Source organism: Rhodococcus ruitaii (genome assembly GCF_055230935.1).
Genome location: NZ_JBUYWC010000009.1, coordinates 233,006 through 250,018, shown reverse-complemented (window position 1 = coordinate 250,018; position 17,013 = coordinate 233,006). Strand labels below are relative to the sequence as shown.

At 67.2% G+C, this 17,013-nt stretch carries 17 protein-coding genes; 8 read left to right on the top strand and 9 right to left on the bottom strand.

The features are described from left to right. The first annotated feature begins 5 nt into the window (after positions 1-5). The gene (locus ACZI8W_RS14010; RefSeq protein WP_463369092.1) at positions 6-503 is read left to right on the top strand and encodes a metallopeptidase family protein; all 498 of its coding nucleotides are present in this window, start codon (positions 6-8) and stop codon (positions 501-503) included. A gap of 117 nt (positions 504-620) precedes the next feature. On the opposite strand, the gene ACZI8W_RS14005 is transcribed toward ACZI8W_RS14010, so the two are convergent. Further along, the gene (locus tag ACZI8W_RS14005) at positions 621-881 is read right to left on the bottom strand and encodes a WhiB family transcriptional regulator (protein WP_199233150.1); all 261 of its coding nucleotides are present in this window, start codon (positions 879-881) and stop codon (positions 621-623) included. 344 nt (positions 882-1,225) lie between these two features. Here ACZI8W_RS14005 and cofD point away from each other — a divergent pair, with 344 nt between their 5' ends. Genes cofD through ACZI8W_RS13990 form a run of 3 tightly spaced genes read left to right on the top strand, consistent with a single transcriptional unit; the run spans position 1,226 to position 4,148 of the window. Further along, positions 1,226-2,215 carry a 2-phospho-L-lactate transferase gene (gene cofD, locus ACZI8W_RS14000; RefSeq protein WP_463369091.1) on the top strand — a complete coding sequence of 330 codons (990 nt, stop codon included), beginning with the start codon at positions 1,226-1,228 and terminating at the stop codon, positions 2,213-2,215. After that, positions 2,215-3,594 (top strand): coenzyme F420-0:L-glutamate ligase, encoded by a 1,380-nt coding sequence (locus ACZI8W_RS13995; protein WP_463369127.1) that lies wholly within the window; start codon positions 2,215-2,217, stop codon positions 3,592-3,594. Before cofD ends, ACZI8W_RS13995 begins: the two co-directional genes overlap by 1 nt. A 2-nt stretch (positions 3,595-3,596) precedes the next feature. Then, positions 3,597-4,148, top strand: coding sequence for an NUDIX hydrolase (locus tag ACZI8W_RS13990; protein WP_463369090.1), 552 nt, complete (start codon positions 3,597-3,599; stop codon positions 4,146-4,148). 157 nt (positions 4,149-4,305) lie between these two features. On the opposite strand, the gene manB is transcribed toward ACZI8W_RS13990, so the two are convergent. Genes manB through rfbD form a run of 3 tightly spaced genes read right to left on the bottom strand, consistent with a single transcriptional unit; the run spans position 4,306 to position 7,231 of the window. Further along, on the bottom strand, positions 4,306-5,391 hold the full coding sequence (gene manB, locus ACZI8W_RS13985; protein WP_463369089.1) for a mannose-1-phosphate guanylyltransferase: 1,086 nt from the start codon (positions 5,389-5,391) through the stop codon (positions 4,306-4,308). Then, entirely contained in the window at positions 5,388-6,305 is a 918-nt protein-coding gene (locus tag ACZI8W_RS13980) for a glycosyltransferase family 2 protein (protein ID WP_463369088.1), read from the bottom strand. Before ACZI8W_RS13980 ends, manB begins: the two co-directional genes overlap by 4 nt. Positions 6,306-6,364: 59 nt before the next feature. Continuing rightward, positions 6,365-7,231, bottom strand: a complete 867-nt coding sequence (gene rfbD / locus ACZI8W_RS13975; RefSeq protein ID WP_463369087.1) for a dTDP-4-dehydrorhamnose reductase — start codon at positions 7,229-7,231, stop codon at positions 6,365-6,367. Between the two features lie 236 nt (positions 7,232-7,467). Here rfbD and ACZI8W_RS13970 point away from each other — a divergent pair, with 236 nt between their 5' ends. The 3 genes from ACZI8W_RS13970 to ACZI8W_RS13960 are packed head-to-tail and all read left to right on the top strand — an operon-like array spanning position 7,468 to position 10,396. Then, positions 7,468-8,988, top strand: a complete 1,521-nt coding sequence (locus ACZI8W_RS13970) for an LCP family protein (protein WP_463369086.1) — start codon at positions 7,468-7,470, stop codon at positions 8,986-8,988. A gap of 35 nt (positions 8,989-9,023) precedes the next feature. Continuing rightward, entirely contained in the window at positions 9,024-9,728 is a 705-nt protein-coding gene (locus ACZI8W_RS13965) for a TIGR03089 family protein (RefSeq protein WP_463369085.1), read from the top strand. Positions 9,729-9,784: 56 nt separating this feature from the next. Further along, positions 9,785-10,396, top strand: coding sequence for an AAA family ATPase (locus tag ACZI8W_RS13960; protein ID WP_463369084.1), 612 nt, complete (start codon positions 9,785-9,787; stop codon positions 10,394-10,396). 24 nt (positions 10,397-10,420) lie between these two features. Here ACZI8W_RS13960 and ACZI8W_RS13955 read toward each other — a convergent pair whose 3' ends face one another. After that, positions 10,421-10,825 (bottom strand): hypothetical protein, encoded by a 405-nt coding sequence (locus tag ACZI8W_RS13955; protein ID WP_463369083.1) that lies wholly within the window; start codon positions 10,823-10,825, stop codon positions 10,421-10,423. Between the two features lie 50 nt (positions 10,826-10,875). Then, the gene (locus ACZI8W_RS13950; RefSeq protein WP_463369082.1) at positions 10,876-12,318 is read right to left on the bottom strand and encodes an MFS transporter; all 1,443 of its coding nucleotides are present in this window, start codon (positions 12,316-12,318) and stop codon (positions 10,876-10,878) included. A gap of 146 nt (positions 12,319-12,464) precedes the next feature. On the opposite strand from ACZI8W_RS13950, the gene ACZI8W_RS13945 reads away from it, so the two are divergent. Further along, complete coding sequence (locus ACZI8W_RS13945; RefSeq protein ID WP_463369081.1) at positions 12,465-12,944, top strand: MarR family winged helix-turn-helix transcriptional regulator; 480 nt, start codon at positions 12,465-12,467, stop codon at positions 12,942-12,944. Positions 12,945-12,949: 5 nt separating this feature from the next. Here ACZI8W_RS13945 and ACZI8W_RS13940 read toward each other — a convergent pair whose 3' ends face one another. The 3 genes from ACZI8W_RS13940 to ACZI8W_RS13930 all read right to left on the bottom strand — a co-directional run bounded on the left by ACZI8W_RS13940 (position 12,950) and on the right by ACZI8W_RS13930 (position 17,012). After that, positions 12,950-15,400: an FtsX-like permease family protein gene (locus ACZI8W_RS13940; RefSeq protein WP_463369079.1), complete on the bottom strand. Its 2,451-nt coding sequence runs from the start codon at positions 15,398-15,400 to the stop codon at positions 12,950-12,952. Then, positions 15,397-16,185: an ABC transporter ATP-binding protein gene (locus tag ACZI8W_RS13935; protein ID WP_463369078.1), complete on the bottom strand. Its 789-nt coding sequence runs from the start codon at positions 16,183-16,185 to the stop codon at positions 15,397-15,399. The genes ACZI8W_RS13940 and ACZI8W_RS13935 overlap by 4 nt, the downstream gene beginning before the upstream one ends. 113 nt (positions 16,186-16,298) lie before the next feature. Next, complete coding sequence (locus ACZI8W_RS13930; protein ID WP_463369126.1) at positions 16,299-17,012, bottom strand: response regulator transcription factor; 714 nt, start codon at positions 17,010-17,012, stop codon at positions 16,299-16,301. Between the last annotated feature and the right edge of the window lies 1 nt (position 17,013).

Here is a 17,013-nt window from a genome sequence, read left to right as displayed (position 1 = left end):
ACTACATGGCCCGAGCACGTCGCACCGCCCCTGTGTCGTCCCGCGCGGTGACGCGACGCGGTCGCGGAATCCGTGGACCGCTGTTTCCGCACGACCTGCCGGCGTGGAAATCGCAGGCCGAGAAATTCGATCTCCTTGTGCTCAGCGCGTTCGCACCGATCGACGCTCAGTGGCACAACCGCCTGACGAAACTCGACCTCGCGGTCGACGATGTTCCGAAGATTCGTGCGCGCGACCCCGACTCGGTGAACTGGCCCGACGAGGTCGTCGCTGATGGGCCGGTCCCATTGTCGAGGCTCGTTCCGGCCGGCATCGACCGGCGCGGCGCCGCCACTCGCGCCCGGATCGTGCTGTTCCGCCGGCCGCTCGAACTCCGCGCAGAGGATCCCGACGATCTCACCGATCTCGTTCACGACGTCCTCGTCCACCAGGTCGCGACCTACCTCGGCATCGAACCGGAGGTCGTCGATCCGGAACTCGGCGATCTCGGCGACGAGAACTGAGCTCGACACGACGAAGGCCGGGCGCTCGGCTTCCCGAGCACCCGGCCTTCGTCGCACATCGCGTCCGGACACGACTGGATCAAGCCCGTACTCCCCGTACCGGGCCGGACCCGCCCGTTAGACGATGCCGCGCTTGAGGCGCCGCCGTTCCCTTTCGGACAGCCCACCCCAGATTCCGAATCGTTCGTCGTGAGCAAGGGCATATTCGAGACACTCGTCACGAACCTCACACCCAAGGCAGATGCGCTTCGCTTCCCGCGTCGAACCACCCTTTTCGGGGAAGAACGCCTCCGGGTCGGTCTGTGCGCACAGTGCACGCTCCTGCCACTGCTCTTCGACGTCCGCCGAATCACCGAATCCTGTAATCAATTGCAGAATCGGTGTCTCGTTGTCGGAATCGTCGCAGACACTCTCGACTGCCGTATCGATCCGAGAGATCTCGAAAACTTCGCGCTCGTCGGCCATCCTCCGCCTCCTCACCTGCAGCGCCGCAACTTTCGCGGATCGGGATCTTTCTGCCACCCCCCGAATCTTGCTCGAATGCGACGTCGTCACAATCGATCCCGATCCGGAAACCCGGAATGACACATATGTGATTAGACACGCCGGGCGTGTCGCGGTCAAGCGGAACGGATTTTCTCGCTTACGATCGACGACTTTGCCATTTCTTGGTTTAGGACGGCGCTCGACGGGGTACCACGCGCACCGCATAGGCTGGCCCCGTGAATGTGACTGTATTGGTCGGAGGTGTCGGCGGTGCCCGTTTTCTCACAGGACTGCGGGATCTTCTCGGTATCGCACCGGGCTCGGACATCGAACCCGACGCCCCGCATCGGATCACCGCCGTCGTCAATGTGGGCGACGACGTCTGGATGCACGGACTTCGGGTCTGTCCCGATCTCGATACATGCATGTACACGCTCGGCGACGGAATCGACACCGAGCGCGGGTGGGGTCGCAGGGCCGAAACCTGGAACGCCAAGGAAGAACTCGCAGCATACGGAGCGGACCCGGACTGGTTCGGTCTCGGCGATCGCGACATCGCCACCCACCTGATCCGCACGCGCATGCTGCGCGCGGGATATCCGCTCTCCGCCGTCACCGAAGCGCTGTCCACGCGATGGAAGCCCGGCGTCACGTTGCTGCCGGTGTCCGACGACCGCAGCGAGACCCACGTCGTGATCACCGATCCCGCCGACGGCGGGCAGCGTGCTATCCACTTCGAGGAGTGGTGGGTACGTCACCGCGCACAGGTACCCACCCACAGCTTCGCCCACATCGGCGCCGACGACGCGAAGCCCGCACCGGGCGTCCTCGAGGCCATCGAGTCCGCAGACGCGGTCATTCTCGCTCCGTCGAACCCTGTCGTCAGCGTCGGTGCGGTCCTCGCCGTGCCGGGCATCCGGGGCGCCCTGCGGACGACGAAAGCGAAGATCGTCGGCCTCTCCCCCGTCGTCGGCGGTAAGCCACTGCGCGGCATGGCCGACGCGTGCCTCGACGTTATCGGAGTCGACACCACCGCGGAAGCCGTGGGCCGACACTACGGAGCGCGCACCGGCACCGGGATCCTCGACGGCTGGCTCGTGCATTCGACCGACGACGCCGACGTCCCCGGCGTTCAGGTCCGCAGCGTGCCCCTGCTCATGACCGATGTCGATGCGACCGCCGAAATGGGGCGTGCCGCACTGGAACTCGCTGGAGTACACTGGTGATTTCTGCAGACCGCGCAGACCGCGCAGCCGGCGCCCCCGTGCGCGACCACGCACCAGGCGGAGCCCTCGAAATACGGCCGGTCACCGGACTGCCGGAGTTCCGGCCCGGCGACGACATCGCAGCCGCCATCACGACTGCCGCGCCGTGGCTCGCCGACGGCGACATCCTGGTGGTCACCAGCAAGGTCCTGTCGAAAACCGAGGGCCGTATCGTTCCCTCACCCACCGACCCCGACGCGCGCGACGCCCTCCGGCGGCGCCTCGTCACACAGGAAGCGGTGCGGGTGCTCGCCCAGAAGGGCCGCACCCTGATCACCGAGAACAAACTCGGTATCGTGCAGGCCGCGTCGGGTATCGACGGCTCCAACGTCGACGGCGCGGAACTCGCATTGTTGCCCGAGAACCCCGATGCGAGCGCCGCCGCCCTACGCGCCCGCATCTCCGACCTACTCGGGGTCACCGTCGGTGTCGTGGTCACCGACACCATGGGTCGCGCGTGGCGTGTCGGCCAGACCGACGCCGCGATCGGTTCGGCCGGACTGCCGGTCCTCCACGGCTACGAGGGCTCTCACGACTCACAGGGCAACGAACTCATGGTCACCTCCGTCGCACTCGCCGACGAGATCGCGGCCGCGGGAGATCTCGTCAAGGGCAAACTGGGCGGAGTCCCGGTCGCGGTAGTGCGCGGCCTCGATCTACCCGACGACGGTTCCACCGCGCGCGCACTCGTCCGCGGCGGCGAAGACGACCTGTTCTGGCTCGGCACCGCCGAGGCGCTCGAGCGGGGCCGACGCGAAGCACTGCTGTTGCGCCGTTCGATACGCGAGTTCGCCTCCTCACCTGTCGATCCCGAAGACCTGCGCGACGCGGTCGCCGAGGCTCTCACCGCGCCGGCACCCCACCACACCCGCCCGGTCCGGTTCGTGTGGGTGCGCACCGAGCAGGTCCGCCGTCGACTCCTCGACCGGATGCGCGACCGCTGGGCCGACGATCTCGCGGGCGACGGACTCGAACCCGTCGCCGTCGAACGCCGTCTCGCACGCGGATCGATCCTCTACGACGCCCCCGAAGTACTGGTGCCCTTCTGGGTTCCCGACGGGGCCCACGCGTATCCGGACGCGCGCCGCACCGCCGCCGAAGCCACGATGTTCACCGTCGCCGCGGGTGCGGCCGTGCAGGGTCTACTCGTGGCACTCGCGACACGCGGCCTGGGTAGCTGCTGGATCGGCTCGACGATCTTCGCCCCCGACGTGGTGCGTGAGGAACTCGATCTCCCCGCCGACTGGTCGCCTCTCGGGGCGATCGCGGTGGGATATCCGAAAGACGAGCCGAAGCCTCGCGAGGCCGCGGATCCCGGCGATGCCCTGCGGGAGTTGTAATCGTGTCGGCCGATTCTCTGCACGCGTCCGCACTCGAGCGGCTCACCGCGTGGCGTACCGACTCGGGCGACGCAGAGTCGTTGCGGCACACGATGCTTGCATTCCTCGACGCTGCGCCCAACGGTTGTCTGCGGTCCCACGCCCCCGGGCACATCACCGCGTCGTCGCTCGTGCTCGACACCGAGCACCGTCATGTGCTGCTCACGCTGCATCCCCGGGTCGGCAGGTGGATCCAACTCGGTGGGCACTGCGAGGAAAGCGACGAGACAGTTGTCGATGCCGCGCTCCGCGAAGCCACCGAGGAGTCGGGCATCGACGAACTCACCATCGATCCGAACGTGCTCTCGGCGCATACGCACCCGATCACGTGCTCACTCGGTGTGCCGACGAGGCACCTCGATCTGAGGTTCCTCGTGACCGCACCGGCGGGTGCGATACCGGTGCGCAGCAGTGAGTCGACCGACCTGCAATGGTGGCCGGTCGACTCGTTGCCGAACGACGCCGAACACGAGACGATCGATCACCTCGTCCGGCTCGCGGCGGCACGGCGCTGATCGCCGCGTACCCGCCACCCCACCCACGGCACAAGGAACTCACGCGCCCACTTGGTTGCGTACACCGTTCGGGCGGAACGGATCGTCATCACCCACTCCCTCGGTGAACGAATCCCCCAGCGCTCCCTACTTCGTGTAGGTCACGGCGTTGTCGATCTCAGACATCGGTGCTGAACCGGATCCCTCCGTCCGGGATCTGGACGCCAGGCCACACCCGCGCACCACGCAGCAGTTCGCACCGCGCACCGATGTCGGCGCCATCGCCGATCACACCGTCACGGATCAACGCCCGTGGACCCACCCGCACGCCGAATCCGATGATCGTCCGTTCGATCACTGCACCGGCCTCGACCCGCGCGCCGTCGAAGATCACTGCGCCGTCGAGGCGGGCACCCGCACCGATCTCGGCGCCACGGCCCACCACCGTGCCACCGATGAGCAGCGCACCCGGCGCGACCGACGCACCGGGATGGACCAGCGACTCACCACGCTGCCCGGGCAGCGCCGGCGACGGGGCGATCCCGCGCACCAGATCCGCCGAACCTCGTACGAAGTCCTCCGGAGTGCCCATGTCACGCCAGTACGCGGCGTCGACGTGACCGAAGAGCTTCTTGCCTTCTGCCAGCAGCGCGGGGAACACCTCCCGCTCGACCGACACCGGACGCCCCTCGGGGATCGATTCGATGATCTCGCGGCGGAAGACGTAGCAGCCGGCGTTGATCTGGTCGGTCGGCGGATCCTGCGTCTTCTCGAGGAAGGCGGTGACGCGACCATCCGCATCTGTGGGCACACAACCGAACGCACGGGGATCACCCACACGGACGAGGTGCAAAGTGACATCGGCCTCGGTGCGGACGTGGGTGTCGAGCACCGCCCCGAGATCGGTGCCGCCGAGCACGTCCCCGTTGAATACCATGACGTTCTCTGCGCGTAGCTTCGGCAGCACGTTGCGGATGCCGCCGCCCGTCCCGAGCGGTTCGGTCTCGGTGACGTACTCGATCTCGAGACCGAGATCGGATCCGTCCGCGAAGTGTTCCTCGAATACCTCCGCCTTGAACGACGTGCCGAGCACCACGTGCTTGATACCCGCTTCGCGAATCCGGGCGAGCAGGTGTGTCAGGAAAGGCAGTCCCGCAGTGGGAAGCATCGGCTTCGGCGCCGACAGCGTCAGCGGGCGAAGCCTGGTTCCCTGCCCGCCGACCAGGATCACCGCGTCGGTATGCGGTGCGGCAGCACTTGTCATGATTTCCCCTGTTTCTGATCGAGATCGGTCCCCTCATGACCGACCTTGCCTGCATCGCGCTCGCGCACGGCCGACGCAACCGCCATCTTGGATCGCACCGCGAGGCCACCGCGCAGCACCCAGCGCAACGGTGCCTGCCACGGCTGCGGGTGCCGATCGGCCTGGAACCGGTACGCGCTCTCGTGATGCGCCGGAAGCATCAGTTCCGGGTGACGCCCCGCCGCGTGCCCCTTCGCGTGCGTGACTTCGGCGGCGGGGACATAGACGTTGTGCCATCCGGCGCGTCCGAGTCGATCACCGAGGTCGACGTCCTCCATGTACATGAAGTATCGGGAATCGAATCCGTCGACAGTGTCGAACGCGGCGCGACGAAGAAGCAGGCACGACCCGGAAAGCCATCCGACGGGCCGCTCACTGACGGCTTCGTTCTCCTGGCGGTAGCGCTGGGTCCACGGGTTGGTCGGCCACAAGGTTCCGAGCAGTGCGTGGCCGGCGCCGGACGACAACGTCGGCACCGTGCGTGCGGACGGATAGATGCTCCCGTCCGGTTCACGGATCAGTGGACCCAGCGACCCGGCACGCGGCCATCGCTGCGCGGCTTCGAGGAGGGTGTCCAGTGAGCCGGGACTCCACCGGACGTCGGGATTGGCGACCACCACGAATTCTGCCGACTCATCGATCTCGGCGACCGCACGGTTGACTGCGCCGCCGTAGCCGATGTTGCCACCGGTGTGCAGCAGGGTCACATTCGCGTGCTCCTGCGCGGCCGCTTCGGGCATGCCGTCGGTCGAGCCGTTGTCGGCCATGATCACCCGCGTGGGCAGCGACGTTGCCGTCGCGAGCGAAGTCAGAAAGTTCTCGAGGTGCTCGCCAGGCGAGTAGGTCACCGTCACCACGGCCAGCGTCGAATCCACGCGCGTCACCATAGCGGCCGAAGCCGTGTGCGACGAGTCACAGGCAGACTTCGTCGGGCTCACTCGGGCGCGTCCGCCGCACCGAGCGCTGCGTCCAACGCCTCCCGCCACGGCCGAAGCGGAGTGAGTCCGGCCGCCTTCCAGGCCTGCCCGTCCAGCACAGAATAGGCAGGACGGCGAGCCGGCCGGACGAACTCGTCGCTCGTGCAGGGCCGGACCCGCTCCGGATCGGCGCCGATACCGGTGAAGACTGCACGCGCGAACTCGTACCACGTGGCCACACCCGCATTCGTCGCGTGCAGAACTCCGCCCGGTACCGGGTCGGAGTCGGCGCGCGTGGCGAGTTCGAGTAGGCCTGCGGCGAGGTCACGCGCATAGGTGGGGCTCCCGACCTGGTCGTCGACGACACGCACGGTGTCGCGGTCGTGTTCGAGACGCCGCATCGTCGCGACGAAATCATGTCCGCCGCCGGTGTAGACCCACGCGGTCCGCACGATGTGCGCGGACGGCAGAGTCGCGACGACGGCCTGCTCACCGAGCAGCTTGGTCCGTCCGTACGCGCTACGTGGGCCGGTGGGCGCATCGACCCGGTACGGCTGTGTGGCATCACCGGCGAACACGTAGTCGGTGGAGACGTGGATGAGGGCTGCACCGACCTCGGAGCAGGCGCGGGCGAGCACGGCCGGACCGTGTCCGTTGACGGCCGCGGCCACGTCCTCGTCGGATTCGGCAGCATCGACGGCGGTGTATGCGGCGCAGTTGATCACTACGGACCCGGGCGTGACGGCGGCGGCCACCGATGCGTCGTCGGTGATGTCGACGTCCGCCGACCCTGCTCCACGAATCGGGATTCCGGACGCGGTCGCAAGGTCGATCACATGTCGGCCGAGCTGGCCGCGGGCCCCGGTCACAAGAACATTACGCACCTGGTCGAGTCTGGCACGCCGGTGTCGAACACGCCCGTCGAGGAATTCCACCAGTAACCTCATCGAGTACCCGGACGTCAGCCGAAGGAGGACCGCAGGTGCCGTCAGAGCCGCCCCGCCGCAGGACCAGGGCGCGCCCCCGCACGGGAGAGCGGCGTAGGACGCGTCCGACCGGCTCGTCGCCCCGGACCGCGCGAGAGGGCGGCAGCTCCCGGCGCCCCACCGGTGAACGCGCGATGCCCCAGGCCACGCAGGGAGTGTCGCGGGTGTTCACGGGCCGGCCGCGCCAGTTCGCCGCCGCGATCGCCGCCGGACTCGTCCTGATCGCCACCGGTGTGGGATGGCGCACCTACGATTCGTTCGCATCGTCGCTCGCATCGGTGGAGGGGTTGAGCCTCGGAGACGGTGCGGACGGCGCCCTGGACATCCTCCTGGTGGGTACCGACAGCCGCACAGACGCGCACGGCAACCCGCTCTCGCAACGCGAACTCGACACGCTGCGCGCCGGCGAAGAGGTCGCCAGCAACACCGACACCATCATCTTGATCCGGGTACCGAACGACGGAAGCTCCGCCACCGCCATCTCCATCCCCCGTGACACGTACGTCGAGGTACCGGACATCGGGATGTCCAAGATCAACGCTGCATACGGCGCAACGAAGGAACTCGCACGTGCCGACGCCGTCGAATCCGGTGCCGACGAGGCGAGTGCGGAGGACAGCTCCACGAAAGCGGGCCGGGACGCACTCATCGAGTCGGTCGCAGATCTGACCGGTGTCACGGTGGATCACTACGCCGAGGTCGGACTACTCGGATTCGTCCTGCTCACCGACGCTGTCGGTGGCGTCGACGTGTGTCTGAACGCCGCGGTGGACGAACCGATGTCGGGCGCTCATTTCACGGCCGGGGAACAGACCCTGCAGGGATCCGATGCACTCAGTTTCGTTCGCCAGCGCCACGACCTGCCTCGTGGCGATCTGGACCGGATCGTGCGTCAACAGGTGTTCATGGCTTCGCTGGTGCAGAAGGTTCTCAGCGCGAAGACGTTGAGCAATCCGGCGAAGGTAGCGCAGCTCACTGCTGCGGTGCAGCGCTCGGTGGTGCTCGACTCCGATTGGGACATCGTGCAACTCGCAACCCAGATGCAGGATCTGGCAGGCGGTGCCGTGCAGTTCTCGACAATTCCGGTGCAGGACATCAATGCGATGACCGATTACGGCGAGTCCGTCGTCCAGGTCGATCCCGATGAGGTGCGCGAACACATTGCCGGTCTGGTGGGTGAAGACCACGAGAGTCCGGAGACGCCCACCTCCAGCGACACGCCTGTCCCTGACGTCGACCCGTCGACCGTCACTGTGAATGTCTCGAACGCCGGCAGCGTGTCCGGCTTGGCATCGGAGGTGTCGCTGGCGATGAGCTCCGAGGGGTACCTCGAGGGTGTGGTCGGCAACTACGCGGGCGGCACGATGTCCTCGACCACCCTGTACGCCGACGACCCCGACTCCGACGAGGCACTCGCTGTCGCAGCGGCGCTCGGGGACGTCGACATCGAGTCCGACCCGAGTCTGCCGTCCGGAACCGTCGAGGTGGTCCTCGCCGACGACTACACCGGCCCGGGCTCGTCGTCCTACTCCGGATCATCCACGACGAACACGACTGCGCAATCCGATCTGATGCCCGCGGGTGAGTCGGCGACGCCGGCCCCCGCCGCGCCGCCCATCGACGCGGGTTCCGACGGACCGCGCTGCGTCAACTGATCTATCCCGAATCGACACCCGAGAACGAGGTTTCCGTGACCACCCTGACCGCCGCCCTGCTCGACCCGATTCTCGTGTCCGATCCCGCCGGTCCGCGCATCACCTGGTACGACGACGCGACCGGCGCCCGGATCGAACTGTCTGCGGTCACGCTCGCGAACTGGGCAGCCAAGACTGCCAACATGATCCGCGACGAGTTCGGACTGCTGCCCGGCGACCGGGTGTCGGTGCTGCTACCCGCGCACTGGCAGAGCGCTGCGGTCCTGCTCGGCGCGTGGTGGGCCGGTACCGAGGTGGTCCTCGACGCCGACCCCGACGCGGCTCTCGCGCTCGTGACCCCGGATCGCCTCGACGAGGTCGACGACGTCGCCGAGGTGGCGGCGTTGTCACTCGACGCATTCGGCCGCCCCGTGCCCGACCTCCCCCCGGGTGTCACCGACTACGCCACGAATGTGCGAGTGCACGGCGACCAGTTCCGCCCGTCCGGAGCCGCCGATGCGGCCCTGGGTGGCCGCGCGGTCACCGAGGTGCTCACCGCAGCGGCGGAGTCTGCGTCGAGGTCCGGCATCACCGGTACCGATCGGGTGTTGTCGAGCCGCACCTGGACTACCGACGATGAACTCGTCGACGGACTTCTCTCGGTGCTCGCCGTCGGTGCGTCGCTCGTCCAGGTGAGCAATCCCGACCCTGCCGCGATCGAACGTCGCGTCGAGAGCGAGAAGGTCACCGTGCGGCTGTAAAGCCCGTCGCGAGCGAGGATCACAGGCGTGGTGTCGGGGCGGCTACACTCGGCGCGATGCTCATCTGGATCAACGGTGCATTCGGTGCGGGAAAGACGCACACCGCGTTCGAGTTGCATCGGCGTGCCCCGCGCTCTCTCGTTGCTGACCCCGAACTCATCGGATTCGCGATCCACAAGATGCTTCCCGCACACGCACGTGGCGACTTCCAAGACCGACCTCAGTGGCGATCGACTGTCGTCGCTACGCTCGCCGATGCTGCAGCCGCTCACGATGGACCCGTCATCGTCCCGATGACGCTGGTGAACCCGGACTACTTCGACGAGATCATGACCGGATTGTCCGCCAAGGAAGTCGATGTCAGACACTTTTCTCTCCTCGCATCGCCCGACAACCTCCGACGCCGGCTGCGGACACGGAGCGGCTACTGGCTGGGCCGTGCCACCGGCCGGACTGAAAACTGGGCGATGCGTCAGATCCCCCGCTGCGTCACCGCACTCGCCACCGAACGGTTCGACGAACACGTCGATACCGACCGCCGCGACATCGACGAGGTTGTCGAGCATATCGCCGTACGCACGGGTCTGGATCTGGTTCATGGCCGACTGACTGCTGCCCGTTATCAACTCCGGCGCGCGGCTGTCGGCATCCGCCACATCAGAATCTGAGCAGCACCCGACCATCGTTGTGGGTCACCGCGGGGAATCGCGGGTCATCGCGCGATAACGCCCGTCCTCCAGCCCCGCTTCGATCTCGAACCTGTTCTTCGACCCGGGGTTGCGTAGTTCCTCCCACAGGTACCGCACTGCAAACCCGAGACCGTGTCGCGCCCACTGGTCGGCGTGGACGGCATCGGGGCGCAGCAGCCTGCGCGACGGTGGCGTGCGGGTGAGGAACACGCCCCCGACGGTGGTACCGCCCCGCGCGAACCCGCCGCACATCCCAGTGCACACGTACAGGCCGTGCTCATCGTCGAACGAGACCGTGCCACCCCACAATCTCCCCCACCACAGAACTGCGACGGTCAACGCTCGGATCGTCGGCACCCCACGGGCGGCACGCCGCGTGTGGCGGGCGGTACGGGATCTGTTCGGCATCCGTCCGACACTAGCGGCCGAGTTCCCGGCAATTGCGGTCACGACGAGCATCAGACCTTCACCGCTGCCGGTACGTCCACCCTCTCGGGCTTCCCGCGCTTCGCTGCCGGAATTGTCAGGGTGATGACCGCGGCTACCAACGCGACGCCGCATCCGATGAGCAGACCGACCTGGAAGCCCGATTCCGTCGGGATGCTGTAGTCACCCACCTGGACACTCATCTGCGCCAGCACGACACCGACGACAGCGGCCGAGATCGAGGTACCCATGGCGCGCATCAGGGCATTGACACTGTTGGCCGACGCCGTCTCGGACTGAGGTACCGCCCCCATGATCAGAGCCGGCATCGCACCGTAGGCGAATCCGACACCGGCACTGCAGATCGCCGCAACGATCATCAGGCCCCACGTCGAACCCATGAGCAGAAGCGAAGATCCGTAGCCGACCGCGATGATCACGCAACCGATGAACAGCGACACCTTGGGCCCGCGCGCCGACGACACTCGACCGGCAATCGGCGATACGGCCATCATCATGATGCCGCCGGGCGCCATCCACAGACCCATCGCCACCATCGACTGGCCCAGCCCGTATCCGGTGTCGGTGGGCAGCTGGAGCAGTTGCGGAATGATCAGCGACTGCGCGTACATGCCGAACCCGACGACGATCGAGGCCGCGTTGGTCAACAGCACGGTCGGGCGGGCCGCGATCCGCAGATCGACGAGCGGATCGGCGCGGCGCAGTTCCCACCAGCCCCAGGCTCCCAGCACGATCACTGCAACGACGAACAGCCCCAACGTCGTCGAACTGCCCCACCCCCAGTCGCCGCCCTTCGACACCGCGAGCAGCAGTGCCGTCAAGGCGATACCCAACCCGACGGCACCTACACCGTCGAAGCGCCCGTGACCGACGCTGCCCGCCCCTTCAGGCACCACCTTCCACAGCATGCCGAGCACGAGGGCACTGAGTGCCGCAGTTGCCCAGAACAGCACACGCCAACTCGTGTTCTCCGCGACAGCAGCCGCGATGGGGAGTCCGAGGGCGCCTCCGATACCCATCGATGCGCTCATCAGAGCGATCGACGAGTGAAGGCGTTCCGGTGGAAGTACGTCACGTAGCAGGCTGATACCCAGCGGGATGAGTCCCACCCCGAGCCCCTGCAGGCCCCGGCCGACGAGCATCGGCAGGAGCGACGACGACAACGCACACACCACGGCGCCCACGATCAGCGGGATCGTACAGATCAAGAGCATCCGGCGTTTGCCGTACATGTCGCCGAGTCGCCCGATGACCGGAGTCGCGACAGCGCCCGTCAGCAGTGTGACTGTGATGACCCATGAGGCGTTGGACGCGGTCGTGTTCAGCATCGCCGGGAGCTGGCCGATGAGGGGAATCACGAGCGTCTGGGTGAGGGCGCCGACGATTCCGGTGAACGCGAGCACCCCCACCAGCAGTGAGGGGCGCGCGTGGGGCGCCGTGACCGAACCGTGCATGAACGAACTCCGTAGTCGAGTAAAGAAAATCTCAAACCATCCGGTAATATGTATTGAACACATAATATGCATGACGCATATTTATGGGTCAACACCGAGTTCGCCCATACTGGGGAAACACGACCTAGGAGTGATGGGGCACACAGATGGACAAGCCGACGCATCTGATCGAGTACGAAATGATGCTCATCGGGCGGCATCTCAACTTCTTCGGTCCCCGCCGGCGCGATGCCGGACGCCTGGACCGCAGCGCCTACACGATGCTCAGCCGCCTCGCCACGCAAGGCCCGATGAGCATCGGACAGCTCAGTGAGGTCTTCGGGCTGGATGCATCCACGGTCAATCGCCAGACGGCCGCCCTCATCAAATCCGGTTTGGCCGAGCGAATCCCGGACCCGGACGGAGGCATCGCGCGCAAGTTCCAGGTCACCGAGACCGGCGCCCGCCGCCTCGACGAGGAACGCGCCCGAGCGATCGAGTCGCTCGAGCGCGTTCTGGTCGAGTGGGAGGCCGATGACGTGGCAACCTTCGCGCAGTATCTCGAACGGTTCAACACCGACATCGAGCGCATCTCCGGGTCAGCATGGGCGCGACACGCCGATGCCAGGCCCCCCACCGGCGACTGACGAGATCATTCGGCCATCGCGGCCACGGGCGACACCCGGCTCGCTCGCTGCGCCGGCACCAAGCAAGCGACGACGCCTGCACCACCACCCGCAACGACTATCCCTGCCAGCTGCAGCCAAGGCACCGCACCGAGCCCGACGTGGCTCGCACCGATGACCGACGCGGTGCCGGACGTCCCGAGCAGCAGACCGAGTGCGACACCCAGGACGGACGCGACTCCCGCAATGATCACCGCCTCACGCAACAGGAGGCTGCGCACTCCCGATCTGGCCAGCCCCACCGAACGGAGCGTCGCCGTTTCCCGTCGCCGTTCCAGAACCGACAGAGCCATGGTGTTGCCCACACCGATCAGCGCAATCACCACTGCTACCGAGAGGAGTCCGCCGACGATCAGCAGCATCGTGTCGAGGATCTTCTCGAGCATCTGCCGCATCTGCACCGCACCGACGACGTCACTGCCCGGCAATGTCTCCGAAGCGACCCGTGCAACCTCGTCGGTGACCGCGGCGAGACCCTCGTCGGCCAAACCGTCGTCCAGCTTGAGCCACACGGTGTCGGCCGTACCGGAACCACCGACTGCACGCAGATCGCTCATGCCGATCAGATCCGGCATACCGGCCTCGGTCGTGACGACCGTCAGCTCCCGTGTGCCGGCCTCACCCCCCACGCTGACGGCGTCACCGTTCTGCACGCTCAAGGTGTCCGCGAGCGACCGCTCGAGCACGATCGTCCCCGCATCGGGCAGCCGCAGGTCGGCGCGTATCGTCGATGCCGCGGACACCGGATCAATACCGAGCACCGTGAACGCGGTGCCCGACACGGTGACCTCCGCATCCACCACTCCGGTTCCGGCGTCGACACCGTCGATCGCCGTGAACCGTTCCACGACCCCAGCCGGCACCGCGTCCGAGGCAGCCGTGACAGCGACATCCACCGGGAGATTCTCGTCGATGACCCCCGGCGCACCAGCTTTCAAGGTGCCGATTCCCACCACGATCGTCGAGGTCAGGGTCACGCCGATCAGCAATGCTGTCGCCGTCGATGCCGTCCGCCGCGGATTCCGGCGAGCGTTGCCCGCGGCGAGGGCCGCGATCGGCCCACCCATTCGAGCAAACACTCCCCCGACGACGCCCACCGCCGCCGGTACGATCCGTCGCGAGGCGAGGACGACGCCGACGAACAGGAGCAGACCGCCGGGGCACGCGAGCAGGACATTCCGCGCCAGCGCGCCCACCACGAGCATCACTGCCCCGACGACGAGCGCCAGCAGCGCGCACACCCGGCGCACCCATGACTCACGCACCGGTTCCGGCTGCGCCTCGAGGGGATGCATCGCCGCGAGCGCGGACACCCGTGTCGCGGTGCGTGCGGCACCGTTCGCCGCGACCACGGTCACGACCGTGCCCACCACGAGTCCCAGGCCGACCGTCGTGAAGGTCACCGAGATCGACGTGAGCGGAACCGGGACGTCCATCGCACGAGCAGCTGCGACTACCCCGGCCGCGAGTCCGCACCCGACCAGGACACCGAGGACGGCGGATACGAAACCGACGACAAGCGCTTCACCGCGGACACTGCGACGCACCTGAGTCGCAGTGACACCGACGCATCGCATCAGCGCGAGTTCACGCGTCCGCGCAGCGAGCAGCACCGCGAACGTATTCGCGATGACCAGGCCCGCCACGATCATCGCGATCGCGGCGAAGCACAGCAGTACATTGCGCAGCAGGGCGATATCCCCGACGTACTCGTCGGCCACCTCGGTGGCACGCGACTGCCCCGACACGACCTCGGCGCCCGGCGCAGCGAGCAGCACCGAGTCGAGTACCGCGCGCTCGTCGCCCCCCGCAACGCGTACCTCCCACTCCGCGAGGTCGCCCGCCCACGCTCGCACCTGCGGAGCATCAGCGAACACGAGACCCGAGTCCACCGCGAGCGGTGAACCCTCGAGGTCGACGATGCCGACGACGTCGACCGACACCGGCGGTGCAGTACCGGAACCGGCTGCGACGGTCACCGTGTCGCCGACCACGTGCTCGGACGACGAGCCGACGAGAATCTCGCCGGTCTCCGCAGGCCATCGTCCTTCCGCAAGGTGCTGCCAGCGAAGCTCCTCGTCGGGCGCGATCGTCGTTGCGGTGCCGTATACGGAAGCGCCGTCCGCGTCGATGATCCGGATCGGACCGGTCACGTCCAGCGAGGTCGCCCGCACACCCGGCACGGCTGCGATCGACGAGGCCACGTCGTCCGGATCGGCATCCTCGGAATCACCGGGGAGCGCCACCTGTGCGACACCGTCGTATTGCGCCGCAGTCGATTTGGTGATCGACGAGTTCACGGTGTCGCCCAGCACAAGGGTCGTCACGACGAACGCAACCGCGACCAGCACGGCGAGTGCTGACGCGACATACCGTCCACGGTGGGCGCGTGCCTGCGCCAGAACGAGGTGTCTCATCGCGCGGCCACCACAGGTTTTCCGGGAGCACTCAGACGCCGCATCGCATCGATGACGGAATCCGTAGTGGGGCGATCCACTTCCCCGGCCTTCCGACCGTCGGCGAGCAGGACCACCCGGTCCGAATACGACGCCGCGACCGGATCATGCGTCACCATGACGACCGTCTGACCGGTCTCCCGCGCACTCGACCGCAGCATCGACAGCACCTCCGCTCCCGTCTGGGAGTCGAGGTTGCCGGTCGGCTCGTCGGCGAAGATGACGTCGGGCTGCGGCAGCAACGCACGCGCCACCGCGACACGCTGCTGTTGCCCACCGGACATCTCGTGTGGCCGGTGGTCGAGACGCTCGGTCAGGCCGAGACGGCCGGTCACCTCCTCGAACCACTCCGGAGACGGTCGCGTGCCGGCGAGGCGCATCGGCAACAAGGCGTTGTCGCGGGCAGTGAGCACCGGAAGCAGATTGAACGCCTGGAACACGAAACCGATACGGTCCCGGCGCAATGCGGTCAGAACTGCGTCAGAGGCGGTCGAGATCTCGACATCCTCTCGACGACCGTCACCGTGAAGAACCACACGGCCGGAATCGATACCGTCGAGACCTGCCAGGGAATGCATGAGGGTCGATTTCCCGGAACCGGACGGGCCCATGATCGCGGTGAACCGTCCCCGCTCGAACGCGACGGTGACACCGTCGAGCGCGCGCACCTCAGCATCACCGCGTCCGTAGACACGGACCACGTCGTGGGCGGAACAGGCCGGAACGAATGTACTTCTCGAAGTCATACATCGACGGTAGAAACGATGTGCCGCGCGAACATCGGAGCGCGGCTCGATCTTGTCCCCGTCGATTCGGCACCGTGGTACGACCGCTCTACGACACGGATCCGACCGCGGTCCTATTCACCCGTTCCGAGCAGTTCGTCGGGACGCACGAGACCGGCACGGAATGCGAAGAGCACCACCTGCACCCGATCCCGCGACCCGGTCTTCGCCAGAACCCTGCCCACGTGGGTCTTCACGGTTCCGGCCGACAGCACGAACCGATCGGCGATCTCGGTGTTGGTCAGCCCGTGCGCCATCGCGACGAGCACTTCGAGTTCACGAGGGGTCAGATCGTCCGGAACCTGGACCGAGGCACCGGAACTCGAGGGGCCCGTTTCCAGCAGCGGCGTGACGTGCTGCAGCAGACGACGCGTCGCGCGCGGAGCCATGACGGCGTCGCCCCGGTGCACCGTGCGCACCGCGTCGAGGAGGTCTTCGGGCTGCGCGTCCTTGAGGAGGAAGCCACTGGCGCCGGCGGCGATCGCCTGCACCACGTAGTCGTCGTTGTCGAACGTGGTGAGCACCACAACTTTCGGTGCGTCCGGTGCGCGCATCAGGATGCGGGTCGCCGAGATTCCGTCGACTCGCGGCATCTGGACGTCCATCAAGACCACGTCGGCGCGCACCCGTCCGAGTTCGGCAAGCGCCGCCTCGCCGTCGGATGCCTCGGCAACCACCTCGATGTCGGGTTGCGACTCGAGCACCATGCGGAAGCCCGCACGCACGAGTTGCTGATCGTCGACGAGAGCGATGCGGATGGGGTCGGCGGGTTCGATCACGGCCGCCAGC